The 22,887-nt window shown below is 37.3% G+C and carries 25 protein-coding genes; 16 read left to right on the forward strand and 9 right to left on the reverse strand.

The features are described from left to right. Positions 1 to 5: 5 nt before the first annotated feature. Positions 6 to 350: a cupin domain-containing protein gene (locus tag HHL23_RS22650; RefSeq protein WP_228464921.1), complete on the reverse strand. Its 345-nt coding sequence runs from the start codon at positions 348 to 350 to the stop codon at positions 6 to 8. 223 nt (positions 351 to 573) lie between these two features. Here HHL23_RS22650 and kbl point away from each other — a divergent pair, with 223 nt between their 5' ends. Genes kbl through gldG form a run of 5 tightly spaced genes read left to right on the forward strand, consistent with a single transcriptional unit; the run spans position 574 to position 5,352 of the window. Then, complete coding sequence (gene kbl, locus HHL23_RS21340) at positions 574 to 1,770, forward strand: glycine C-acetyltransferase (RefSeq protein WP_169236758.1); 1,197 nt, start codon at positions 574 to 576, stop codon at positions 1,768 to 1,770. A 30-nt stretch (positions 1,771 to 1,800) separates the two neighbouring features. Then, the gene (locus tag HHL23_RS21345; RefSeq protein WP_169236759.1) at positions 1,801 to 2,322 is read left to right on the forward strand and encodes a hypothetical protein; all 522 of its coding nucleotides are present in this window, start codon (positions 1,801 to 1,803) and stop codon (positions 2,320 to 2,322) included. A 15-nt stretch (positions 2,323 to 2,337) separates the two neighbouring features. After that, on the forward strand, positions 2,338 to 2,889 hold the full coding sequence (locus HHL23_RS21350; protein WP_169236760.1) for a CopD family protein: 552 nt from the start codon (positions 2,338 to 2,340) through the stop codon (positions 2,887 to 2,889). 59 nt (positions 2,890 to 2,948) lie between these two features. After that, positions 2,949 to 3,677, forward strand: coding sequence for an ABC transporter permease (locus HHL23_RS21355; RefSeq protein ID WP_169236761.1), 729 nt, complete (start codon positions 2,949 to 2,951; stop codon positions 3,675 to 3,677). Between the two features lie 4 nt (positions 3,678 to 3,681). After that, positions 3,682 to 5,352, forward strand: a complete 1,671-nt coding sequence (gene gldG, locus HHL23_RS21360; RefSeq protein ID WP_169236762.1) for a gliding motility-associated ABC transporter substrate-binding protein GldG — start codon at positions 3,682 to 3,684, stop codon at positions 5,350 to 5,352. 84 nt (positions 5,353 to 5,436) lie between these two features. Here gldG and HHL23_RS21365 read toward each other — a convergent pair whose 3' ends face one another. The 6 genes from HHL23_RS21365 to HHL23_RS21390 form a co-directional block, all read right to left on the reverse strand. Beyond that, on the reverse strand, positions 5,437 to 5,880 hold the full coding sequence (locus tag HHL23_RS21365; RefSeq protein WP_169236763.1) for a hypothetical protein: 444 nt from the start codon (positions 5,878 to 5,880) through the stop codon (positions 5,437 to 5,439). A 105-nt stretch (positions 5,881 to 5,985) separates the two neighbouring features. Then, complete coding sequence (locus tag HHL23_RS21370) at positions 5,986 to 6,183, reverse strand: bacteriocin-like protein (RefSeq protein WP_169236764.1); 198 nt, start codon at positions 6,181 to 6,183, stop codon at positions 5,986 to 5,988. Between the two features lie 346 nt (positions 6,184 to 6,529). Beyond that, positions 6,530 to 7,348: a DUF2314 domain-containing protein gene (locus HHL23_RS21375; RefSeq protein WP_169236765.1), complete on the reverse strand. Its 819-nt coding sequence runs from the start codon at positions 7,346 to 7,348 to the stop codon at positions 6,530 to 6,532. 159 nt (positions 7,349 to 7,507) lie between these two features. Next, positions 7,508 to 8,146 (reverse strand): hypothetical protein, encoded by a 639-nt coding sequence (locus HHL23_RS21380; RefSeq protein ID WP_169236766.1) that lies wholly within the window; start codon positions 8,144 to 8,146, stop codon positions 7,508 to 7,510. 417 nt (positions 8,147 to 8,563) lie between these two features. Next, positions 8,564 to 8,821 carry a hypothetical protein gene (locus HHL23_RS21385; RefSeq protein ID WP_169236767.1) on the reverse strand — a complete coding sequence of 86 codons (258 nt, stop codon included), beginning with the start codon at positions 8,819 to 8,821 and terminating at the stop codon, positions 8,564 to 8,566. Between the two features lie 48 nt (positions 8,822 to 8,869). Next, positions 8,870 to 9,298 (reverse strand): DUF4268 domain-containing protein, encoded by a 429-nt coding sequence (locus tag HHL23_RS21390; RefSeq protein WP_169236768.1) that lies wholly within the window; start codon positions 9,296 to 9,298, stop codon positions 8,870 to 8,872. Positions 9,299 to 9,438: 140 nt separating this feature from the next. Between HHL23_RS21390 and HHL23_RS21395 the strand changes: the two genes are divergently transcribed. From HHL23_RS21395 to HHL23_RS21405, 3 genes are all read left to right on the forward strand, one after another. Further along, on the forward strand, positions 9,439 to 9,846 hold the full coding sequence (locus tag HHL23_RS21395) for an RrF2 family transcriptional regulator (RefSeq protein ID WP_169236769.1): 408 nt from the start codon (positions 9,439 to 9,441) through the stop codon (positions 9,844 to 9,846). Between the two features lie 202 nt (positions 9,847 to 10,048). Further along, positions 10,049 to 10,936: a sulfite exporter TauE/SafE family protein gene (locus HHL23_RS21400; RefSeq protein WP_169236770.1), complete on the forward strand. Its 888-nt coding sequence runs from the start codon at positions 10,049 to 10,051 to the stop codon at positions 10,934 to 10,936. An 89-nt stretch (positions 10,937 to 11,025) separates the two neighbouring features. After that, a complete protein-coding gene (locus HHL23_RS21405) occupies positions 11,026 to 11,316 on the forward strand; it encodes a putative quinol monooxygenase (protein ID WP_169236771.1) in 291 nt (96 codons plus the stop codon). Between the two features lie 171 nt (positions 11,317 to 11,487). Here HHL23_RS21405 and HHL23_RS21410 read toward each other — a convergent pair whose 3' ends face one another. Both HHL23_RS21410 and HHL23_RS21415 read right to left on the reverse strand, forming a co-directional pair. After that, the gene (locus HHL23_RS21410) at positions 11,488 to 12,756 is read right to left on the reverse strand and encodes a T9SS type A sorting domain-containing protein (RefSeq protein ID WP_169236772.1); all 1,269 of its coding nucleotides are present in this window, start codon (positions 12,754 to 12,756) and stop codon (positions 11,488 to 11,490) included. Between the two features lie 196 nt (positions 12,757 to 12,952). Then, positions 12,953 to 13,756, reverse strand: coding sequence for a T9SS-dependent choice-of-anchor J family protein (locus HHL23_RS21415; RefSeq protein WP_169236773.1), 804 nt, complete (start codon positions 13,754 to 13,756; stop codon positions 12,953 to 12,955). A gap of 93 nt (positions 13,757 to 13,849) precedes the next feature. Here HHL23_RS21415 and HHL23_RS21420 point away from each other — a divergent pair, with 93 nt between their 5' ends. The 8 genes from HHL23_RS21420 to HHL23_RS21455 all read left to right on the forward strand — a co-directional run bounded on the left by HHL23_RS21420 (position 13,850) and on the right by HHL23_RS21455 (position 22,754). Next, on the forward strand, positions 13,850 to 15,988 hold the full coding sequence (locus HHL23_RS21420; RefSeq protein ID WP_169236774.1) for a TonB-dependent receptor plug domain-containing protein: 2,139 nt from the start codon (positions 13,850 to 13,852) through the stop codon (positions 15,986 to 15,988). An 11-nt stretch (positions 15,989 to 15,999) separates the two neighbouring features. Continuing rightward, complete coding sequence (locus tag HHL23_RS21425) at positions 16,000 to 17,124, forward strand: HmuY family protein (protein ID WP_169236775.1); 1,125 nt, start codon at positions 16,000 to 16,002, stop codon at positions 17,122 to 17,124. Between the two features lie 21 nt (positions 17,125 to 17,145). Next, the gene (locus tag HHL23_RS21430; RefSeq protein WP_169236776.1) at positions 17,146 to 18,024 is read left to right on the forward strand and encodes a heme/hemin ABC transporter substrate-binding protein; all 879 of its coding nucleotides are present in this window, start codon (positions 17,146 to 17,148) and stop codon (positions 18,022 to 18,024) included. Continuing rightward, positions 18,008 to 19,048: a FecCD family ABC transporter permease gene (locus HHL23_RS21435; RefSeq protein ID WP_169236777.1), complete on the forward strand. Its 1,041-nt coding sequence runs from the start codon at positions 18,008 to 18,010 to the stop codon at positions 19,046 to 19,048. The genes HHL23_RS21430 and HHL23_RS21435 overlap by 17 nt, the downstream gene beginning before the upstream one ends. Next, positions 19,048 to 19,821 carry a heme ABC transporter ATP-binding protein gene (locus tag HHL23_RS21440; RefSeq protein ID WP_169236778.1) on the forward strand — a complete coding sequence of 258 codons (774 nt, stop codon included), beginning with the start codon at positions 19,048 to 19,050 and terminating at the stop codon, positions 19,819 to 19,821. The genes HHL23_RS21435 and HHL23_RS21440 overlap by 1 nt, the downstream gene beginning before the upstream one ends. A gap of 2 nt (positions 19,822 to 19,823) precedes the next feature. Next, complete coding sequence (locus HHL23_RS21445) at positions 19,824 to 20,474, forward strand: class I SAM-dependent methyltransferase (RefSeq protein WP_169236779.1); 651 nt, start codon at positions 19,824 to 19,826, stop codon at positions 20,472 to 20,474. 4 nt (positions 20,475 to 20,478) lie between these two features. Continuing rightward, a complete protein-coding gene (locus tag HHL23_RS21450; RefSeq protein WP_169236780.1) occupies positions 20,479 to 21,507 on the forward strand; it encodes a hemin-degrading factor in 1,029 nt (342 codons plus the stop codon). A gap of 374 nt (positions 21,508 to 21,881) precedes the next feature. Then, positions 21,882 to 22,754: a ChaN family lipoprotein gene (locus HHL23_RS21455; RefSeq protein WP_169236781.1), complete on the forward strand. Its 873-nt coding sequence runs from the start codon at positions 21,882 to 21,884 to the stop codon at positions 22,752 to 22,754. Positions 22,755 to 22,887: the final 133 nt, after the last annotated feature.

Below are 22,887 nucleotides of genomic sequence, written 5' to 3' on the forward strand. Positions count from 1 at the left end.
AACTGCTAATATACAAAATAAAAAACAGAAAAACAAATTAATTGTTTGATAACCAGCAATATAAGTATGCTTTTCCGTACGCCAAAAAACAAAAAAGTCGGAAGAAAAATTCTTCCGACCATGACTATGTGTTCAGTGGGTTTGGTACTAATCAGATCCAAATATTCTGAAAAAGTAGTCTGTCCGATAGGGCTGCTTGCCACTCTGTCCAAAGATTCCAGTTCGCTTCCGTAGATATTGACCTTTTGATCACCAGCTATTTCCTTGAAGTACTCATAATTCCATTTTTTGAAAGCCGGACTTTCAGGATCAACAAAATCTTCCATAATTACAGGAAATCGGGGCTTCATATGATTGTTTATAAAGTTTTTCGAACTTATTTTATTTACTTTTTCTATAGGAGTCAGTATCATATTCCTGAATTTAAAGAACAAAGATAAATATTATCCCACTAAATTAGTAGACTAATGGTGTTAAAACTTAATTTGAACCCTATTTTTAGAATAAAACTTTTAAAAGCTGATATTTTAACACCTTTTTATTAAATTAGCGCATCTAAAAAATTACTAAAAAATGATCTCTGAAAAATATCTTCAACATTTACAGAACGAACTGCAAAACATTGAAAATGACGGTCTTTATAAAAGAGAAAGAATCATCACTTCCCAGCAAAGCGCAGAAATAGAAGCTAACGGAAAAAAGCTTTTGAATTTTTGTGCCAATAATTATCTGGGCTTGTCCAACAATCCGGAGGTTATGAAAGCTTCTCAGGACATGATAGAATCCCACGGTTACGGAATGTCATCTGTACGTTTCATCTGCGGAACACAGGATATCCACAAGCAACTGGAGAAAAAGATTGCCGATTTCTTAGGTCTTGAAGACACCATTTTATATGCAGCTTGTTTTGATGCGAACGGGGGTGTTTTTGAACCCCTGTTTACGGAAGAAGATGCTATTATTTCAGACGAACTGAATCACGCTTCAATCATTGACGGAGTACGTCTTTGTAAATCGGCGAGATACCGTTATAAAAACAATAATATGGCGGATCTGGAAGCTCAGCTAATCGCTGCCTCTGAAAAAGATCACCGCTTTAAAATCATCGTTACAGACGGAGTTTTTTCTATGGACGGTATTGTAGCTGACCTGAAGGGTGTTTGTGGCCTTGCAGATAAATACAATGCTTTAGTAATGGTGGATGACTCTCATGCTACTGGTTTCATCGGAAAAACAGGCCGTGGAACCCATGAAGCCAATGAAGTAATGGGTAGAGTAGATATTATCACTTCTACATTAGGTAAGGCTTTAGGAGGTGCTTTGGGAGGATTTACTTCCGGTAAAAAGGAGATCATCGATATGCTGAGACAGCGTTCCCGTCCTTATTTATTCTCCAATTCATTAGCACCAGGTATCGTTGGAGCTGCATTGAAGGTTTTGGATATGATCTCTGATGATACTTCACTTCGTGATCAGGTCATGGAAAACGCTGAGTATTTCAGAACGGAGATGGTTGCTAAAGGATTTGACATTCCGGAGGGTGATGCTGCGATTGTTCCGGTGATGCTGTATGACGCTCCCCTTGCTCAGAAAATGGCTGAAAAGCTTATGGATGAAGGAATTTACGTGATCGGGTTCTTCTATCCTGTAGTACCGAAAGGAAAAGCAAGAATCAGAGTACAACTTTCTGCTGCCCACACAAGAGCCCACCTTGACAAAGCGATCGTTGCTTTTGAAAAAGTAGGAAAAGAGCTTGGCGTTATTTCTTAATTAAAATAGTATATTATTTAAAACAGGTTTATGAAAAAAATACTTCTGATTATCGGCTTTGTATGTTTTCAAAGTTTCTCTGCGCAGAGCATTAAGGATTTCGATCTTAAAAATGTAGAACTGCAGGGAATGAAACCTGCGACAATAAATAAAGAAATGAAAGATATCGGGATTACAAAGATCCCTTTTGTGACGGATAATCCCGATATCATTTCAAAAATAGAAGGCCCGGAAACAGCGGCTACCATCAAAAATTTCTACACTTTTACGTATAATAATCCGAAAGGAAATGACGGTGGAGTGATGGTGTATGAGTTTAAAACAAAAACCGATCTGGATGTCTTTCTTGCCAAAAATTTTGAACAGTCCAACGGCAGAATTTTAGTGAAAGGTCTGTTTTGCATCAACATCTGGAGCGATTACGGTTTGCAGGTAAAAGGAAAGGAGACCCGTGAAGACCATTTGAATAAGCTTGAAAAATATTACGTTAATCTGGGTGCCAAAAGAGTAAAGCTACAGGAAATGCCGCCTGTTGACGCTACCGATCAATAATTTTTATATCTACTGATGCTTTATACAATAATCAAAGCACTGCATATCATTTTTATGGTAAGCTATTTTGCGGGAATCTTCTATCTCGTAAGAATTTTCGTTTACTATAAGGATACAGACGAATTTGCTGACGAAAAAAAGAAAATCCTCAGAGAACAGTACACGTTCATGGCCAGAAGGCTGTGGAATATCATTACCGTTCCGGCAGGTGTTATTATGGCGGTTTGTGGAATTGTCATGATCTTTTTGAATACAGGGCTGATGAAAATGCCGTGGTTTCATTTAAAACTGACTTTCCTGATCGGTCTTGCGATCTATCATTACTGGTGCTGGAAAAAAGTGCTGAAACTGAAAGAACTGAACGGAGCAACGATCGAAACGCCAAACATCAAACTGAGACAGGCCAATGAGATCGCTACATTCCTTCTGTTTCTGGTGGTGTTCACCGTGATCCTGAAATCTTCAGTTATTGAATATTGGTGGCAATTAATCACCGGATTTTTCGTTCTTGTATTTCTGATCATGATGACGGTGAAACTCGTTAATAAAAATAAAAAAAACAAATAATTGTTTAAGCAGAATGTATACATGAATACATTTTACCTTTTACATTGTACAAAAAAACTATGATTGCAATTTTAAAGAAGGAACTTTGGAGTTACTTTGGAAACTGGAGCGCGTGGGTGATTATCGGCGCATTCAGTTTGATAACCGCTCTTTTCCTGTTTTTTTTCGAGAATGATTCTAATATTTTCGACATCGGAATGGCCTCTTTGCAGAGCTATTTCGTACTGGTTCCATGGTTGTTAATGTTTATTATTCCTGCACTTTCTATGAAAACCTTTGCAGAAGAGCAGCAGACAGGAACACTGAACTGGCTGTTTTCACAACCTTTAAAAGTTTCAGATCTGGTAGCAGGGAAATTTTTTTCCGTATGGATTGTTGGGGTTTTATGCCTTATTCCGTCACTGATTTATCTTTATACCGTATACGTTCTGGGCGTTCCGGCAGGAAATATTGACCTTGGAATGACTTTTGGGAGCTATATTGGGCTGATTGTTTTAATTGCGGCTTTCTCAGGTGTTGGGATTTTGGCTTCCTCTCTTTCTCAGAACCAGATTATGGCTTATCTGTTAGGGGTATTCATGTGTTTTATCATGTACTTCGGAATAGAGCAGCTGGCAAGCTATAAGCTGTTGGGCGGTGTAGATTTTATCCTTCAGAATGTAGGATTTTATCAGCATTTCCTAGGCTTTACCAGAGGTCTTATTGATCTTAAGGATGTGGCTTATTTTATTCTGATCATCGGTGCTACGTTATTATTGTCCAACCATTTTATCACTAAAAAGAAGTAGCATTATGAAGAAGTTCAACATTAAATCTCCATTAGGAATTTTCTTAATTGCAGTGGTACCTTTGGTTATTCTGCTTGCGTATTCCGGGATCAGATTAGACTTAACAAAAGAAAAAAGATATACACTTTCTGAGAGTACAGTCAAAGTACTGGAATTGGTGAAAAAGCCTCTTACGGTAGATGTTTATCTTGAAGGTGACTTTCCGGCAAGCTTTAAGCAGCTTCAGAGCGAAACCAGATTTATGCTGGAAGAGTTCAGGAAGATCAATCCAAAGATCGATTTCAAATTCATCGATCCTATTAAAACAAAAATGTCTCAGGATACGCTGATGGCAATGGGGATGCAGCCTTCCGTTCTTCCGGATGTGAAAGACGGTAAGATCTCGCAGATCACTCTTTTTCCTTATGCTGTTATAAAATATAATAAAAGAGGCGTTTCTATTCCGTTGGTGGTACAGCAGGCAGGAATAGATGCAGACCAGCAGCTGACAAGATCTATAGAAGGTCTGGAATACAGCCTGGTTTCCAATATCAAGAATATTGCAGCGGACAAAAGAAAGAAGGTAGGAATCCTTGTGAATCATGACGAGCTGAGCCCTGAAGAATTTCACGGTTTTGTACAGCTGGCTATGGAAAACTATGATGCAGGTCCCGTGATCCCAAGAAACCAAAAAGAACTTACGCTGGAGGATCTTCCTTTACTAAAACAGATGAGCGCTTTGGTCATTGCGAAGCCTAGAAAAGCATTTACAGATAATGAAAAGGTAATTCTTGACCAGTTTATTATGAACGGTGGGAAAACGCTTTGGATGATCGATGCGGTGAACGCTGAAATGGATACGCTGACAAGGTCCCAAAAGGTAATGCCTTTCCCTGTGGATATCAATATGACGGATTTCTTTTTCAATTACGGAATCAGGATCAATCCGGCCTTGGTGAAAGATGTAAAGAAATTTGCATTGCTGAAACTGGTGACCGGTGAAGTAGGAGGGAATCCTCAGTATACAAGCCTTCCGTGGCCATATTTTCCACTTGGAATCGCTGAAAATGACAATCCGATCACCAAAAATATCAACCCCGTAAAATTTGAATTTCCAACTTCTATTGATACATTGGGAGGGAGAAAAAATATTAAAACAAAGGTTCTTTTTGAATCCAGCGAGCGAACGCTTCTTAAACAGGTTCCGAATTATGTGGATCTTAAAGAAATCGCAAGTGTAGACAGTCTTGGACAGATGGAGAAACCAAGCACACCTAAAATCTTTGCTGTTGCACTGGAAGGGAAATTTAACTCTGCCTATGCATCAAGGATTGAAAGAAAAGGATATCCGGGTTTCAGAAGTCAGAGTCCTGAAAATAAAATGATCGTTATTGCAGACGGAGATGTCGGAAGAAGTAAAATGCACAAAGGTGAGCCTCTTCCAATGGGAATTGACCGCCTGACGAATCAGGAGTTCGGAAATGAACAGTTCCTGAGAAATGCTTTGGATTACCTTCTGGACGACAGCAACCTGATGGCGCTCCGAAATAGAAACATCGAAGAAAGACTTCTGGACAGAAACCGTATCACAAAAGAAAAAGCAAACTGGCAATGGCTGAATTTACTGCTGCCTTTAGTGGTGATTGGCCTGCTGGGAGGATTGTTCTTCTGGATGAGAAAGAGAAAATTTGGATAGCATATAAAAAGAGAAACCGTGAGGTTTCTCTTTTTTGTTTATTAGGTCGTATTCAAATCATGACTGTATTTGAATACTGATGTTTTAAGTATTTGAATATTTAAACGGAAGATTGACGATATCAATTACTTTTTCGCCGCGGTTGTTTTTTCCGGCTTCCCATTTAATTTTGTAAGTTGCTTTTTCGGCTGCTTTTTTAACTTCGGTATTAAAGGTTTCATTGCTTCCGTAAGTGGAAACATTAATGACATTGCCTTCTGAGTTCACTTTCAGGATAATCTTTGTTTTTAAATCCTTACCGAGAGGTTTAAGAGCATCTGCATTTAAGTTCTTTTTAACATTTTCGATAAATGCTTTGTTTCCGTTAGGATATTGAGCCGGAAAAGCGACCATTGGAGGCGGAGGAACGGACATGTCCTGAGGCTGCCGCGATTCAAATTTATCTTTTACTTTTTCTTCTTTTTTTACCTTTTGTGCAAACCCAAGTCCGAAGAGCATCATCAGGATGAGTAAGATTATTTTTTTCATAATAATTGATTGTTATGGACAATGACAGAACTCAATTCTATCATTTAAAAATAGGAAGTAAAGAATGAATAGCCTTTTGAAAAACTATTCATTCTCATTGTTTAATTAGCACCAAAATCCACCACCGCAGGCGTAATTATGGCAGCTTGTCCCTCCTGTTGAAGCCGGACACATTCCCCAACCATAACTTCCGTCATCATTAGAATGGCATAATTTCCATCCATCACAAGGAGCGGCAACTGCTGCTACAGCACCGGTAAGTCCTCTCATTTGGTTTCTTGAAAGTTTTTTTAAGTTTTTCATAGTAATTAGTTTTTGGTTTTCCTACTCTTTTAAAGCTTTTCGGATTCCGCTTATCTAAATCCTAAGGTAGTGAATTTATGAGTTCCTTTTTATTTTTCAGGGAAAAATTATCAAATAAATCAACTTTTAAATTATTGATGTGTAGTGTTTTAATATATTGATGGTGTTTTCCGGTATGTAAAGAGGGGGTGAAAAAAATAAAATTGGTAGCTGAATTTGTTGCAAGTTTTTGTGGTGATTGGGATATTAATTTTCCAATTAAAATTGGAATTTTAGCTGTTAAACAAAAAGAGAAGCTAGAAAGCTTCTCTTGTATATCATATCACGTTCTCAATTAAAGCAATAACTAGCTTTCCAAAACAGGAACAATATGCTCCCAATTCAGTTGTTTTGCATAATCCAGTGCTGTTTTTCCTTTCTCTGATCTCAAGTTTTTGTCTGCCCCTGCCTCCAGAATAATTTTCACGGAGGTTAAATTCCCGGCGATGGTTTCCTTATGCAGAAGGGTAAGACCTTTTTCGTCTGCATGGGTTAGCTCATCCGGATATTCCCGGATAAATTTAATGAATTCCCCTTCCATATTTTTACTCATGGGATGTTCCAGAAGGTTTTCAGGTTTCTCTTTCTGCTCATTCACCACGAGTATCTCATTGAAATCTCCGAAATCAAGCTGCCATGCATCATCATGCTCTTTTCTTTCATCCTCAGGCATATCTGCACGCATTTTGTGAATAGTAAATCCACCGTAAGCTCTCGGTATTACCTGTTCAGGGGATGAAAACAATTGAGATAATCCTTTCGGTTTCTTTACAGCAGGTGTAATGGCAAAAAGCCAGTCACTGATTTCGTTCAGGGGAATTTCAAAATAATCCCCGGACTGTATATTGGTGAGGTTGTTCGGTTCATTCATCAGGAATCCGCTTACCGTATCGCCGTCAAAATCAATTTCATTGATCCACATGTGTTCCACTGTATTTTCTCCTGTTTCAGGATCTTCCTGGCTGAAGGAGGCTTTTACACAGGCGAGATCAAGACCGGGTATAATCCTTCTGTTTTCCCAGGATTGCTCCCGCCAGAAATATTTAAAAGTTTCTCTTGCTTTTTCATACGCTTCGATCATTTTAGGGTCTTTCCCATCTGTAAATATAAACGAATTCTCTTCCATTGTGATTGGGGATTGATAAAGTTAAAATTTGATGTTGATCATAATGCCGGGTTCAAAAGTGTTCTGTAACGCTCTTAAACCCGGCATTTTTCATTTTGACTAAAATACGAAAAAACATAAACGGATGTTTGATGTTTTCGAAATTTTTTTAATGTCTTTCTATTCTTTAACTGCAATTTTTGGAAGCAGTGCTGCGGTTTTATAATAACTTATATCTGCCTCAATCCGGCCCTGAAGATTTTTAAAAGTAGCATATTCATAATGTTCCCAGTCCAAATCATTATCAGGGTTAGGAGTTTTGTCTATGGCAAGCTCCAGTTTTCCGTCTTCCTGGTAGCTGAATTCTATAGCTGCATATTTTTCACCTTTTTCATCATAAGCATACCAGCATTTTGTTGTTCTTTCCGGTATAGGTTCCAGGGTTTTATTATCAAGGATTTGGGAGCATATGAAATTTTCAGGATCATCGTGGTGAAAAACTGTTTTTGAGATCAAAGGCTGTTCATCCACAGATAAAGAGTACATCTTATTGGTGGCAATGATGAAGTCTCCCGCATATTCCCTTTTCTCAATATCAAAAAGATCGGATTTTTCCCTTAGATAATTGACGATCTGCTCTTCATCTTCATCCTGATCCATAAAATAATTAGTGCTGTATATTTCATCTTCGGTAAGAAATTCAATCTCTTTAAGTACCTCAGAATCTTTTTTGTAATAATATAAATGATAGTCGTCCAATTTCTCAGCTTTCGCTTTTGAAATCACTTCTCCAAAAATGTTTTTGTATACTTTTTTCATGTTAGTCGTTTAATATGTTGTGTTATCATTGTGTCATCGTAAATAGGAAACATCTTACACATCCTGAAACCCACAGCCTTTAGATTAAATTATCCGGCTTTGGTTAAGTTGGTTTTAGGAATTTTGTGCAATTTCATGCCGTCTTTTTTCAGGATTATTATTCCTGAAGTTTAATTAAAGCCGTTTATATTTACAGTGGGGGTAGAAATTTGTTAATAGTAGGTCTGCATATATCTTGAGCGGAATCTTCATCCGCTGCAGAGTTACTCAGCTTTTATTCTGGTTGTTTGGATAACATACCATTTGTATTTTTTCCCATAGGCATGGGTGCTGTCCATGAGTTTAAAATTCTTATCTCTGTACTCGGTTTTCATGGGTAGTTTTTTTGTGAGTTCAAATATATTTAAAATCAGAGAATTAAGGAATCATATCTGAGTTTTTATCATAATGATTTTTTGCTAAGAAACCGGGGTAAATCAAATCCATCTCAGAAGCATAAATGTACGGAATCTCCGGATTGTGATTTTCAATAGCAGAAAAATATCCAGGGAAATCATTGTCAACACGGTGTAAGGCTGTTTTCCAATTGACCGTTTCATCACCAGGGAAAGTGAACGGGCGGTCTACGAAGAAGCGCTTATATTGGTCTAAAACATTCAGATCTTTAATAGCCATAAATTAAAAACATTTGAAAATATTTTCTATTTAAAGATATAAAAAGAATTAAACGTCCTTGATAAAATCCTCATATTCATAATAAAATCTTTCAAAACCGTCCATTTTCTCCCAGAAAAACTCGAAAATTTCCTGCCATGAATTTTTATTGAATATTGAAACCTGATGTTTCTCAATCCAGATCTTACTGATTACCTTTCCATTGTCAAGGGTAAAATATTCTTCTTTGTGAAATTCTCCGATGAAATCTTTCAGAATATCTTCCAGAGACCATATTTTTTCATAGTAAGCATTCCGGAAAATCTCATCTTTCATTTCTATATCCAATGAGACTTCTGCCTTTTTATTATCGGCATTAAATTTAAATGACAAATCCTTGATCTTGGTATCATACAGGAGCCATTTTCTTGGAAAAGACTTTCCAAATGCCGTCCAAAACTCCTTTTTTAGCTGCTGTGCTTCTTGTTTACTGAACATATGAACAAACTTAAGGATTTAATGGGAAAAGGGCAAAAAAGTGAAAAGGATGAGGTCGATTATTAAAGAAGATTATGTTCATTTTTTCATCATGATTTCTCGATTTATCTAATTCAAACTATTTTCTTATTTTTGCTGTAATGCTTTCAAAAAAATCTCAATATGCTTTTAAAGCGCTTTCGTACCTTGTAGAAAAAAGGAATGATGGCCCGGTCCTTATTTCCGAAATTGCGGAACATAAGAAGATCCCTTTAAAGTTTTTAGAAAATATTCTGCTCGAATTGAAAAAAGCGGATATCCTTGACAGTAAAAAAGGAAAGGGAGGAGGATACTTCCTGAAGGAAAATCCTGAAAATGTGAAACTTGCAAAGATTATCCGTTTGGTGAACGGGCCTATTGCCATGCTTCCATGCGTCAGTTTAAACTTCTATGAAAAATGTGCTGACTGCAATGAAGACCATTGCGGACTGCATGATGTTCTGATAGAAGTACGGGACGCATCGTTGAATATTCTGGAGAGAAAAACTTTAATGGATCTGGTCGACTGACCTGATCCTTTTTTTTGAATAATTAGTCTACTTGTTTGGTAGGATAATATTTTTATTAGATATTTGCAGTGCACCGAATGACTCAATCATATTAAGAACTGTTCTGCTGAAGGTTTTTAACCGTTTCTAACAGCCAGATAAATGAAAATGTCTGATCTATGAAGCCGGAATTGTAGCGCACGGGCTGTAATGATATTGTAATATGATAATTTCAAGAAAAATTCAGATAAGACTTAATATATTCTTTGTTACGGCTGTAATACTGCTGATTACCGCTTTATCCATGTACGAATTAGGCTATATGGACGAGCTGCTGAATGTTTTGGCTAAAGATCATTACATTTTTTACTGGATGCTGCTGGTAGGTGTATTTGCTGAAATTGTAGCCGGATCCATGGGAATGGGATATGGCGTGATCTGTACAACAACCCTTTTGTTTCTGAATATTCCGCCTCATATCGTAAGTGCCAGTATCCATTCTGCGGAAAGTTTTACGACAGCTGCCGGAAGTTTAAGTCATATCAAACTGAAAAACGTAAGTAAAAGCCTGGTTAAAAAACTGGCTGTTCCTGCGGTAATCGGAGCAATTATAGGAGCATTAAGCCTTACCTATCTGGGAGAGTATTATTCTAAGATTACAAAAACACTTATTGCTTTCTACACACTTTATCTGGGAATTCAAATTCTGTCCAATGCGTTTAAGGAGAAACAAAACCGGGCGATGAAAAGGAAAACCAATCTTACAAGGCTTGGTTTAATTGGTGGATTTATAGATTCATTTGCCGGAGGAGGCTGGGGCCCGCTGGTTACAGGAACTCTTATTAAAAATACATTTACCCCAAGGTTTGCAGTGGGGAGTTCTACCGTAGCTAAATTCATACTCACCATTACAGCGGCTGTTACTTTCTTTCTTACTCTTGGAATTCAGCACTGGAATATCATTCTCGGTCTTCTGATAGGAGGGATCATTACCGCTCCGTTTTCCGCCATGCTTACGGCAAAGCTTCCCGTGAAGAAAATGTTTCTGGTCATTGGGATCCTCGTTATTGTCATGAGTTGTATAACTATTTATAAATCAGTTTTTAATTAAAAATAGATGGTATTTGTGGAAAAATAAAAGCTTCAAAAACGTTTTTGGCTTTGAAAATATTTTACATTTACATCATTAAATAATAGACAATGAATTTACATGTAATAGCGCTTTTTAAGTTTAATGAAAACTATCTGATGGACGCTGTAGAACTTTTTCAGAATCTTGTGAAAGAGACCAGAAAAGAAGAAGGATGCCTTCAGTATGATCTTGTGGAGGACAAAGATAATAAAGGAACTTTTTTTATGGTTGAACTTTGGGAAAGCGTTGACCACCACAACAGGCATAACGGACAGGATCATCTTCTGGATTTCCGTAAAGATGCTTCAAAAATCATGGAAAGCTCTGTAGAGGTATATAAAGGGTTTAAAATTTATTGATTTTAAAAATTTAAAGATTCAAGCATTTAAAAATTGAAAGACTCAGTGGTTACGGAAATTGTAGTCTTTTAATCTTTCAATCTTTGAATTAAAAATACCATATAAAAGGCGGTCTCAGAATACTGAAACCGCCTTTTGATTAGAAAAAATAGAAAGTATTAAATTTTGAGTTTATTTTATGATAAGTTTTTTTGTTTCCGTACTGCCTCCGAAAGTGATTTTTACCAGATAGTTTCCGGCAGTAAGGTGAGATAAGTCCAGATCCTGTTTGTAGAAACCAGCCTGGTTGGTCAGTTCTGCAGTATATACTTTTTTCCCGGTAAGATCATAGACTTCTATGCTTCCTTTGTTGTTGGCTTTTTCTTTAACATCGAAAAGAACGGTTACCTTTTTGTCAGCCGTTGTAGGGTTAGGATAGATCCCGAAAGAAGCTTTTTTGCTGACCTCAGTTATCCCTAGGCTTCCCGTTATTTTTTTGTATTTGAAGTACATATTTCCTGTTGATGCACCTCCATTGGTGATAAAATACATTCTGTAATAATCATTTCCTTTTTTGATATAATAGACCAGATCGTTGTAGGCTGTACCTATCCCTTTCCATGAATGGCCAATTGTAGTGATATTAGAAGCGAAATTAGTATCAGCAGGCATGGTGAATGTAGAAGTTTCCTGAGTCTCCGGTCTCACTTTTGCCACCTTGATGTTGGGATTCTGAATGACTCCCGAAAGTGGGTACATCATGATGTTATTATAGAATGTGTAATACTTTGTGAACATGAAATCCCATGAATTTCTAGGAGGTTCTAAATTCGCAACCTTTGCACCTGTAGTGAAAGAGAAATAGTTGAAATAAGCATCATCCGAGCCGTTTGCTATAGTTCTTGTTTCTGTAGCGTCCCATGATGTTCCGTTCCACTTGGAATATTTGAAAGTATAGCCTCCGAAATAATCAAGAAGAGCCACTTTAATGTAAGTACCGTCTAGGTATTTCAATACAAAAATAATTTTTCCATCCACATGATGCGTTCCTCCATTGTACTGGCCCCATCCATATGGAGCAGACCCTTGTTCAAAAGCGCCTTCCTGGATAGAGGTAGTCTGGTCAGGATTGTAAATAGGCTCTCCCCAGTTTGAAATGTTAGAAATATTGATATTATCCCAGTCAGCAAGATTGTTGGATGCTTCATATACTTCAATGTCTTTTGCATCATTAATTCTTGACCCAAAACTGGTCATTGAATTTCTATAAAAAGCAATATCCCATGTATTGGCTGGCTGAGAAACAGTAGTGTTTCCGGATAAACCAAAAAAGACACGATTTTGATACTGCGCTCCCATCGTCATATCGACCTGTGTGTATCCCCATGCATCTGTTTGTGCCAATACAGTCTGTTGAACTGTAAGAGCGAATACGGAAGCCAAAAATAGTTTTGTTTTCATAACTGATTTTTTAAATTATTATTTAGAATGATTCTACAAAAGTAAATAATTATTTTTAATCAGTCTAAATAAAAACATGATATTTATCTTGTTTCATTATAATTGATACTACTGAATAATAGGATTTAAGACCAAAAAAAGGCCGGCTGGAAATCTTCCGGCCGGCTTTATAAAGGTATTTATGTTCTTATAAACCTTATTTCTTGATAAACTTAGATTTTACTCCTGATCCTTCAGTGGTTTCAACAAGCATATAATAAACGCCTGTCTGAAGAGTACTGATATCAAATTTCTGTCCTTTTAATTTCCCTTCAGCCACTTTTTGTCCTGCTGCAGAGTAAACCTCAATATTTTTAGGTTCTGTTCTTGTGATAAATTCCAAAGTATTATTGTCTGAACTTACAGCAAATTTAAAGCTCTCTTTTGCCTTAGCAGTATCGTTAACGCCTAAAGAACTAGGAGCTTTGTAAGCTACATCATCAATTTGAATAGCGACGTGGTTAGAGGTTGGAGTAAATTTAAATACAATGTAAGACGCTGCTGATGCAGGAATTGGAATGCTGAAATTTTGAATTGCACCAATAGTTGTTATACTCGTTGCACTTCCTACTGGGACAAAAGTTGACATATCCGTAGGGTTAATAGCCAATCCTATCTGAACCGTTCCAGGGCCAGGTGAAGGAGATACCAATGTAGCGGTAAAAGTTAAAGTTTTATCCCCTGTTGGTGCTATAATTTGAGGTGTGATTAAATATGAAGGCTCACTGGTATTGTTTCCGGAATAGGCTTGGACAGCTTTGTTAGCCCCGGTTGTTACAATCATTAATGGCGCCGGAGGAAAAGGTAATGGGTTTGCAGCCATCTTTATAGTCCATCCATTTTGTGGAAAAGTTGTACTTCCAGCTGTAAATCCATCAAAATTTTCATTAAGCGTCGCTACTTGTGCATTCACTGTAAAAGCCGTAAACATCAATGTTCCTAAAAGTAGTTTTAATTTCATAACGTTATTTTTATTTAGAATTATTATACAAAAATAAGTATTTATTTTTAACTATTCTAAATAAAGCATTATATTTGCCAAAATTTTTACTCTATGAAGAAGAAGGTGCTTTCCGTTCTATCATTATCCATAGCCTTATGGATGAATGCACAAGAAAAAGATTCTCTTAATCAGAAGAAAATAGAAGAAGTTGTCGTTACAGGACAATATACTCAGCAGTCTATCAATAAATCTATATATAAAGTAGAAGTTATTAATGCAGAACAGATCAAGAATATGGCGGTTACGAATGTAGCAGAAGTTCTTAATCAAAATCTTAATATCTTAATACAACCCGACAGAAGCAGTGGAGATTCCAACGCGAATATCATGGGACTAAGCGGGGAATACACCAAAGTTCTTATTGACAATATTCCTGTGGTGAGCGATCAGGGTATGGGAAACCTTGTTGACCTTACAAAACTTAATGTAAATAATATCGAGCGTATCGAGATTGTTAAAGGTTCAATGGGCGTGGAATATGGGAATAATGCGGTAGCCGGTGTTATCAATATCATTACCAAGAAGAATTATTCTAAAAAGTTTAATCTTTCCGCTAGTTTACAGGAGGAAACGGTTGGGAAAGATTATGACTGGTTTAAGAAAGGAAACGGGCGCCACGTTCAGTCATTAAATATAGGGTATAAATTATCAGAAAACTGGTCAGTTACGGCCGATATTAATCATAACGACTTTCAGGGGTACAAAGGGAAATATCAGGGCTATAAATTCTTTGATCAGGATAAAGCACTTAGAGGTTACGAATGGCAGCCCAAAGATCAATTGATAACCAACGCAGCAGTTCGGTATGCAAAAAGCAATACCTCTTTATTCTATAAAGTTAATTTCCTAACAGAAACAGTGAACTTTTATAATCCTCTTGTGACGGTGGATATTCTGGGTGAAGGAAACAGAACCTATATAGCCAATGATAAAGATTATTTCACAAAAAGATGGATTCACCAGTTTAATATTCAAACCAAACTGGGTTCAAGAATAAACTATACAGGAGACTTTTCTTATCAAAGTCAGGAAAGGAAATACCAAGATTATCAGTACAATGTTCCAAGCAGGACTGAAAAATCCAGAAATGGGAAAGAGACTTACTACAAATCAGAAGTGTTGTATTCAAGAGGAATGTTCAGTAATTTCCTGGATAGTGAAAAAATCAATTTCCAGTTGGGCTACGAATTAGACCGAAAAAAAGGTTTTGCGAGCAGTACTACAGGAACTTTTGGAACGTCAGGAAAAGAAGATATCAACAGAACAATTTTCAATTATGCTAATTTCCTGTCAGCAGAATGGAAGCTGACTGATCGGTTTTCGGTACGTCCGGGAGCAAGACTGGCAGTGAGTGATACATTTGATTCTCAATTTAACTATTCAATGACGGCACGGTATAATTTTTCTGAAAAGTCTGACATCCGTGGCGTTTTCGGATCTGCAAACAGATTCCCGACTTACGACGAGCTGTATACCTATATGGTAGACAATAACCATGACATCAGAGGAAACGAGAACCTTAAGCCTGAAACAGGATATTCCATTGGTTTGTTCTGGGATTACAATATTAAAAGTGCCAACGACTGGAAATTCAACATCAGTGCTTCAGGAATGTATCTTGATGTGAAAAACAGAATTGAAAGTGTGATTGTCAGCAACAGTCCGCTTAAATATACTTACTTAAATATTGACAGCTATAAATCACTGTTGTTTGGTGAAAGTGTAAATATAAGAAAAGACAACCTGAGCTTTAATGCGGGAGTTTCCGTACTGGGAATTTCACAGGCTTTAAATACCGGAAAACTTAATTCTCCCGAAGATTTCAATTTTTATGTGGAAGCTAATGTAGCAGCCAATTACACCCTGCCAAAAACCAAAACACTTTTTGCTCTTTATTACAAATATTCAGGAGTGAGCAAGCAATATGTTCATAAAGCGAATGCTCAGGATCCGCTGGATCCGGGACAATATGTTTTAGGAGAAATCGGAGACTTTAATATGATGAATTTCACCGTTTCTCAGCCATTCTTTAATGATCATTTTGAATTAGCCTTAGGAATAAAAAATATTTTTGATGTATCCAGTATCAGAAATACAACGGTAGCGGGTGACAGTCATAATGCAGGTTCCGGGAATCAGAATCTTTTCTATGGCAGAAGTTATTTTGCCCGTTTAAACTATAATTTTTAAAAAGAATTAGAATGAAAAAAGTAATATTTTGCCTTTTATTCGGTGCTTCATTTGTTTTTCAATCTTGTATCAACGATAATGAAGATCCTGTAGCAGTAGCTCCGGTTCAGGGGGCAATTGGAGACCCTGCCGTAGGAGGTGCTGCGCAGCCTAATCAGGTTTGGATTGATCTGAGTGAAATAGATCCGGGTACAAAAGGACCCGTACAGACCCTTACCAGAAGAACGGATTGGGATCTGGCGTTCTATTCCGGTGCAAATTTTAAAGTAGTTCTAAATTCATCAATCATGATGGCTGCAGCAAAAATTCCTAATGTTTCGAGTTTAGAGCAAGTGACCAATGCGAGTGTGGCTGCTTTGAAAGATGAGGTACAGGTGGCTAATTTTAACCCTGCGAATGTCGCTTATATTGATGATGTGAAAGGTGATTTTCCGATAGGAACCACAGCCATTGAAGAGATTAAAGTGGTAGATTCGGAAAATGCGGTCTATCTGGTGAATATGGGTAAAGAGATCTATTCAGGTTCAATAGCTGTAGGATCTGTAATGACAGGTGGTGACGAGAGAGGTTGGAAAAAAGTTCAGATTACAAGAGCTGGAGACGGGTACAAAGTGAAATCAGCAGATCTTGACGGAAGTAATTATTACGAAGTAACAGTCGCAAAAAATACGGCTTACAATTATAGTTTCGTTAGCTTAAAAAATAAAAAACCGGTATTCATTCAACCTGAAAAAAATAAATGGGATCTGTGCTTTACCGTGTTTACCAATACTATTACAGGAGCAGGAAGTTACATTTATGCCGATTTTGTGAATAATAATAGTGTTGGAGGGGTAGGTGCCTATGAGGTTATAGTTACTTCAGGTTCCGGAATCGATGCTTACAATAACTTTAAAATGGCAGACGTCAATCATTCTAAATTTGTTTACAATGATCACCGGGTCATTGGAAGCAACTGGAGAAATCCGGTAGGAACCAATGGTTTGGAAGTGTATGGAGACCGTTTTTATGTATTAAAAGATGCTGACGGATTTTATTTCAAACTGAAGTTTACTAGGCTTACAAAAAGCCAAACAGATAATACAGGCGTACAGGGAGAAAGAGGGTTTCCTCAATTCGAATACAAACCTTTATAATAAATCAAACAATAGTATATCATGAAAAAATTAATCCTTGCAGCTTCCATTTTGATGGCAGTCTATTCATGCAAAAAAGAAGAAGGTACTAAAAAAGAAAATACAACAGAAACATCTGCTGAAGCTCCGAAAAGCAACAACAAAATTGTTACATTAAGCGGTGGAGTTACAGAGATTGTAAGTGCACTGGGCCACGAAAAAGAAATCGTTGGAACAGACGTAACCAGTACATACCCTGAAACATTAAAAGCTACAACCAAAGATCTGGGTCACGTAAGATCTATGACGATCGAGCCAATCATGGCGGTAAGCCCGACCCTGATTTTAGCTTCAGAAAAAGATATCAATCCTGAATTAATGACTAAGATCAAGTCTTCAGGGATAAAAGTTGAGGTGTTCAAGCAGGAATACACTGTAGAAGGAACTAAAAAGCTGATTGCTGATGTAGCAAAAGCAGTAGGAAATACAGATTATCAAAAATTGAACGATAAAATCGATGCTGATTTGAAACAGGTTCAGCCCATTGCTAAAAAACCAAAAGTATTATTCATCTACGCAAGAGGAAACATGCTGATGGTTTCAGGGACAAAAACTCCAATGGATGCGCTGATCACCCTTGCAGGTGGACAAAATGCTGTAACCGATTTCGAAGATTTCAAACCTTTGACACCGGAAGCAGTAGTAAAAGCTAATCCGGACGTTTTATTCTTCTTCTCAACAGGACTTCAGGGTGCCGGTGGAAACGAAGGAGCTCTTAAAATGCCGGGCGTAGCTCAGACCAACGCAGGTAAAAATAAGAAGATCATCGCAATGGACGGAGGATTGGTTTCAGGTTTCGGACCTAGACTAGGAGAAGCAGCAGTAGGATTAAACAAACTTTTAATTGAGAACACAAAGTAAATTATACTTTTATCTAACTATAGGTGCCGTACTGCTTGCGATCATAGCAGTACTGGCGCTTAATACAGGAGTCTACGATTTTGGAGGAACATCACCCTTCAAAGTTTTGTGGCAATATATAAAAGGTGACCCGGGTTTATCTTTAAGCGACAAATATGTGATTTGGGAGGTAAGAGCATCCAGAATTGTCATGGCCATTTTAATAGGAAGTATGCTTGCTGTTTCAGGGACAAGCCTTCAGGGATTATTCAAAAATCCTTTAGCGACCGGTGAAGCGATAGGTTTAACTTCCGGAGCGACACTACTTGCGGCAATTGCTATTGTTTTAGGAGGATATTTCAAACAATATCTTCCTGAGGTAGTACAGTTTTCCCTCGTAGGTATTTCCGCTTTTTTAGGCGCTTTATTAGCCATGATGCTGGTGTACAGAATCTCTACAAGCGCAGGGAAAACCAATGTTGTCATGATGCTGTTAAGCGGTGTGGCCATCACATCCATCGGCTTTTCGATTACAGGATTTCTTATTTATATTTCGAAAGATGAACAGTTAAGAGATCTTACATTCTGGAATATGGGAAGTCTGGCCGCTGCCACCTGGACAAAAAATATCATTTTAGCAGTCGTGATTGTGATTTCTTATACGATTTTACTTCCAAAAGGAAAAGCACTGAATGCAATGATGTTAGGAGAAAGAGATGCTCAGCATTTGGGAATCAATGTTGAGAAACTGAAAAGGCAAATTGTGATCATCACCTCCTTAATGGTGGGAACCTGTGTGGCATTTTCAGGAACGATTGGTTTTGTAGGTCTTATTGTACCTTATATTTTAAGACTTTTATTTAAATCAAATTATGTTTTCATTTTACCCCTGTCAGCGGTTTTGGGAAGTATTTTACTGTTGATAGCCGATACATTCAGCCGAAGTATTGTAGCACCATCAGAATTGCCGATTGGTATTTTGACTTCATTGATTGGAGGACCTATTTTTATCGCCATTTTAATTAAATTTAAAAAATCACTCTAATGATAAAAGCGCATCAGATCAATTATCTTCACAAGGATTTTCATATTCTTGAAGGCGTTGATGTCTCTTTAGGATATGGAGAATTTTTAGCGATTGTAGGACCCAACGGAGCAGGGAAGTCAAGTCTTCTCAGTGTTTTGGCCAATGAAATAAAGCAGAGGAAACAGGAAATTTTATTTAAAGATAAATCCATTGCGGACTGGGAAGTGAAGGAGTTGTCTCAGCATAAGTCTAAATTTTCCCAGCATAATTCCAACGAGATTCCTCTCGACGTAAAAGACGTGGTCATGATGGGGCGCTATCCATACTTTGATTCGCAGCCACACAAAGAAGATTTTGAGGCGATGAATAAAATGATGTACGAAACAGATGTCTATCATTTGAAAGACAGAGAATACAACACCCTGTCCGGAGGTGAAAAACAGCGGGTCCATCTTTCAAGAGTAATGGCCCAGCTGGAAAATGAGATTGCCCATAAACTGGTATTTCTGGATGAGCCTCTGAATAATTTAGATGTAAAACATCAGTACAAGGCTTTAGAAATTATTAAAAACTTCACGAAAAAAGCCAACAGTGCCATCGTTGTGCTTCATGATCTTAATCTTGCAGCACAGTTTGCAGATAAAATTTTATTGATGAAATCAGGAAAGGTATCCGCATACGGAACGCCGAAGGAAGTATTTACCGCTGAAACAATCAGTGAGGCGTACAATTTTCCTTGCACCATCTGCGGACATCCTATTACCAATAACCCAATGATCATTTTTGGATAACCATGGAAAAAGATGAATTAAAAATCCTCGCGCAGAATCTCGCCAATCCACAGGGAGAAAAAGGGATAGAGATCGGTGAGATGATGAATGCTACCAACATCAGCATGACATTAGAAAGTATCAAAACACTTTTAATAGAAGACGATGAACACATCCTTGAAATAGGACACGGAAATGCGGGACATCTTAAACATATTTTAAACAGAGCCCACAATCTGAAATATACAGGAGCCGATATTTCTGAAACCATGTACAATGAAGCCAAAAGGCTGAACAAAGACTTTGAAAGCCAGGCCGGTTTTGTACTGTATGAAGGAAAAAAACTTCCCTTTGAAGAGAAAACCTTTGACAAAATATTTACTGTTAACACAGTCTATTTCTGGGAAAATCCGGTTGAGTTTCTCAATGAAATCTATAGAGTTTTAAAGAACGATGGAACCTTCGTTCTTACTTTCGGACAGAAAAAATTCATGGAAACACTCCCGTTTACGGAATATAATTTTACCATGTACAGCAACTCCGAAATGGAAGAGCTTGTTGCTGAAAGTCACTTTAAAAGAATGAAAATTTCCGAAAAAGAAGAAGATATACAAAGCAAGTCAGGAAACGAAACCATCCATAGAATTTATACAGTTTTAACCATAAAAAAATAAAATAATGAGCACGTTAGTTAATGATCTAAAGGAAAAATGGGAGGCTCTGAAAGCAGAAAACCCACATATCAGAATAAGAAATGCTGCGGTACAGTTAGGCGTAAGCGAAGCTGAATTATTGGCAACAAGCATAGGAGAAGGCGTAACCGTTTTAAACCCTGAATTTCCGGCTATCCTTACAGAAGCAGAGAAGCTTGGAAAAGTGATGGCACTTACCCGCAATGACGAATGTGTGCACGAAAGAAAAGGAGTGTATCAGAATGGAGACTTCAGCAGCCCACATGCACAGCTTTTTGTAGGAGAAGATATCGACCTTAGAATATTTCTGAACCATTGGAAATCTGCATTCGCAGTAGTGGAAGGAGACAAAAAAAGCCTTCAGTTTTTCGGAAAAGACGGTCTTGCCCTTCATAAGATTTATCTGACGAAAAACAGTGAGGAAGCAGCTTTTGATACTATTGTAGAACAATTCAAAGCAGAAGATCAAAGTCAAGCCTTAACGGTTGAGGCAGTCGCGCCAAAAGCTCCGGAAAAAGCAGATGCTGAAATCGATGCTGAAGGATTTAAAAAAGCATGGACAGAATTAAAAGACACCCACGATTTCTTTATGATGACAAGAAAATTCGGGGTAAGCAGAACTCAGGCATTAAGATTGGCACCGGAAGGATTTGCTAAAAAGATCGACAATGCTAAAGTGGTGAATGTTATTGAAGATGCTTCAGAAAAGAATATTCCGATCATGGTATTCGTTGGAAACAGAGGAATTATACAGATCCACACAGGAAACGTGAAGAAAACACTTTGGCACCAGCAATGGTTCAATGTAATGGATCCTGACTTCAATTTACATTTAGATGTTACAAAAATTGCTGAAGCATGGATCGTCAAGAAACCTACTGAAGACGGAGAAGTAACGGCTATTGAAGTATTCAATAAAGAAGGAGACTTCATCGTTCAGTTCTTTGGAAAAAGAAAACCTGGAATCCCTGAACTGCAGGAGTGGAAAGATCTTGTGGAAGAATTAGAAAAATAATAATTAGATGATTTTGAATGGGCCGTTTTGTTTTTTTAATTCAAGGCGGCCTTTTGTTTTGAAGCAGATCGCTGGATTTGCTGAAGAATAAATAGACTGCAATTTTTTTAAACCACAAAAGTCACAAAAGCTAATTGTACACTTTAGTTATTTTTAAAGTTAATATATTGTGCATATAAAGTACATTTAAGTTTTGCGAAAATCATCGATTTTCTGCTTGTGTTCTTAATGTTTTCAAAATATTAAAGCTTTTGAAACTAAAGTGTTTAAATCAGTTAAAAGTCTTTTGTGACTTTTGTGGTTTAGAATCAACATAAAAATTTGTGATATTTGTAAACAATCATTTGTATAATTTGTGTTTAAATAAAATAAAAATGAAAAATATTTTCATAGCCATTTTACTGGCCGGTTTCTGTTCTCTAAGCGGACAGGATTTTAAAGCTTACCAGTTTTATGATAAAAAAGGAAAAGAAGTAAAAACAGACAAGCTGATGAAAGAACTGGCGGAATACGATGTCGTTTTCTTTGGAGAAAATCATAACAGTTCGATCAACCACTGGCTTCAGCTGAAAGTGACAGAAGGTTTGTTTCAAAAGAAAAACGGACAGATCATTCTGGGAGCTGAGATGTTTGAAAGAGACAATCAGGCTCAGCTGACTCAATATTTAGAAGGGAAATTTGATGCTAAAACATTCAAAGATTCAGCCCGTTTATGGAATAATTATGCCACCGACTATAAACCGTTGGTTGATTTCGCTAAAAATAAAAAGGTAAACTTCATCGCGACAAATATCCCGAGAAGATATGCTTCTCAGACTGCAAAAGAAGGACTGGAATCTCTGAATAAACTAAGTGACAAAGAGAAAGCCTATATCGCTCAGCTTCCCATTAAGGTAACGTTGGACACTCCGGGTTATCAGGAAATGAAAGCGATGATGGGGGATCATGCAGAAGGAACGAAAGTGATGAATTTCATTTTAGCACAGGCTACAAAAGATGCTACCATGGCTGAATCTATCCTAAAAAGTATGCAGGCCGGGAAAACGTTTATCCATTACAACGGAAACTATCACAGCAAAGAATTTGGAGGAATTTATTGGTATATCAAGCAGAAAAATCCTAACCTTAAAATGGCAGTGATTTCTGTTTTTGAGTCTGAAGATCCGGAACTGAAAGTACCCGCAAAAGACTATATTCCGACAGATTTCAACCTGATCATTCCGGCTGATATGACGAAGACATTTTAAAATTCAATAGGAACGGGCTTTAGCCCAATGTCATTAAGTTATGGATTTAATACGTTGATTATCAGTTGTTTTAATTGTTTTTTTTGGTTTGTTTTTTGTATATTTAACAGTGAATCAAGCAGTTAAATCGAGA

The sequence above is a fragment of the Chryseobacterium antibioticum genome, from assembly GCF_012927325.1.
GTDB lineage: Bacteria > Bacteroidota > Bacteroidia > Flavobacteriales > Weeksellaceae > Chryseobacterium > Chryseobacterium antibioticum.

Coding starts and splice junctions, on each gene's coding strand:
- HHL23_RS22650 (WP_228464921.1), bottom strand. CDS start 350: ATGAAGCCCCGATTTCCTGTAATTATGGAAGATTTTGTTGATCCTGAA.
- kbl (WP_169236758.1), top strand. CDS start 574: ATGATCTCTGAAAAATATCTTCAACATTTACAGAACGAACTGCAAAAC.
- HHL23_RS21345 (WP_169236759.1), top strand. CDS start 1,801: ATGAAAAAAATACTTCTGATTATCGGCTTTGTATGTTTTCAAAGTTTC.
- HHL23_RS21350 (WP_169236760.1), top strand. CDS start 2,338: ATGCTTTATACAATAATCAAAGCACTGCATATCATTTTTATGGTAAGC.
- HHL23_RS21355 (WP_169236761.1), top strand. CDS start 2,949: ATGATTGCAATTTTAAAGAAGGAACTTTGGAGTTACTTTGGAAACTGG.
- gldG (WP_169236762.1), top strand. CDS start 3,682: ATGAAGAAGTTCAACATTAAATCTCCATTAGGAATTTTCTTAATTGCA.
- HHL23_RS21365 (WP_169236763.1), bottom strand. CDS start 5,880: ATGAAAAAAATAATCTTACTCATCCTGATGATGCTCTTCGGACTTGGG.
- HHL23_RS21370 (WP_169236764.1), bottom strand. CDS start 6,183: ATGAAAAACTTAAAAAAACTTTCAAGAAACCAAATGAGAGGACTTACC.
- HHL23_RS21375 (WP_169236765.1), bottom strand. CDS start 7,348: ATGGAAGAGAATTCGTTTATATTTACAGATGGGAAAGACCCTAAAATG.
- HHL23_RS21380 (WP_169236766.1), bottom strand. CDS start 8,146: ATGAAAAAAGTATACAAAAACATTTTTGGAGAAGTGATTTCAAAAGCG.
- HHL23_RS21385 (WP_169236767.1), bottom strand. CDS start 8,821: ATGGCTATTAAAGATCTGAATGTTTTAGACCAATATAAGCGCTTCTTC.
- HHL23_RS21390 (WP_169236768.1), bottom strand. CDS start 9,298: ATGTTCAGTAAACAAGAAGCACAGCAGCTAAAAAAGGAGTTTTGGACG.
- HHL23_RS21395 (WP_169236769.1), top strand. CDS start 9,439: ATGCTTTCAAAAAAATCTCAATATGCTTTTAAAGCGCTTTCGTACCTT.
- HHL23_RS21400 (WP_169236770.1), top strand. CDS start 10,049: ATGATAATTTCAAGAAAAATTCAGATAAGACTTAATATATTCTTTGTT.
- HHL23_RS21405 (WP_169236771.1), top strand. CDS start 11,026: ATGAATTTACATGTAATAGCGCTTTTTAAGTTTAATGAAAACTATCTG.
- HHL23_RS21410 (WP_169236772.1), bottom strand. CDS start 12,756: ATGAAAACAAAACTATTTTTGGCTTCCGTATTCGCTCTTACAGTTCAA.
- HHL23_RS21415 (WP_169236773.1), bottom strand. CDS start 13,756: ATGAAATTAAAACTACTTTTAGGAACATTGATGTTTACGGCTTTTACA.
- HHL23_RS21420 (WP_169236774.1), top strand. CDS start 13,850: ATGAAGAAGAAGGTGCTTTCCGTTCTATCATTATCCATAGCCTTATGG.
- HHL23_RS21425 (WP_169236775.1), top strand. CDS start 16,000: ATGAAAAAAGTAATATTTTGCCTTTTATTCGGTGCTTCATTTGTTTTT.
- HHL23_RS21430 (WP_169236776.1), top strand. CDS start 17,146: ATGAAAAAATTAATCCTTGCAGCTTCCATTTTGATGGCAGTCTATTCA.
- HHL23_RS21440 (WP_169236778.1), top strand. CDS start 19,048: ATGATAAAAGCGCATCAGATCAATTATCTTCACAAGGATTTTCATATT.
- HHL23_RS21445 (WP_169236779.1), top strand. CDS start 19,824: ATGGAAAAAGATGAATTAAAAATCCTCGCGCAGAATCTCGCCAATCCA.
- HHL23_RS21450 (WP_169236780.1), top strand. CDS start 20,479: ATGAGCACGTTAGTTAATGATCTAAAGGAAAAATGGGAGGCTCTGAAA.
- HHL23_RS21455 (WP_169236781.1), top strand. CDS start 21,882: ATGAAAAATATTTTCATAGCCATTTTACTGGCCGGTTTCTGTTCTCTA.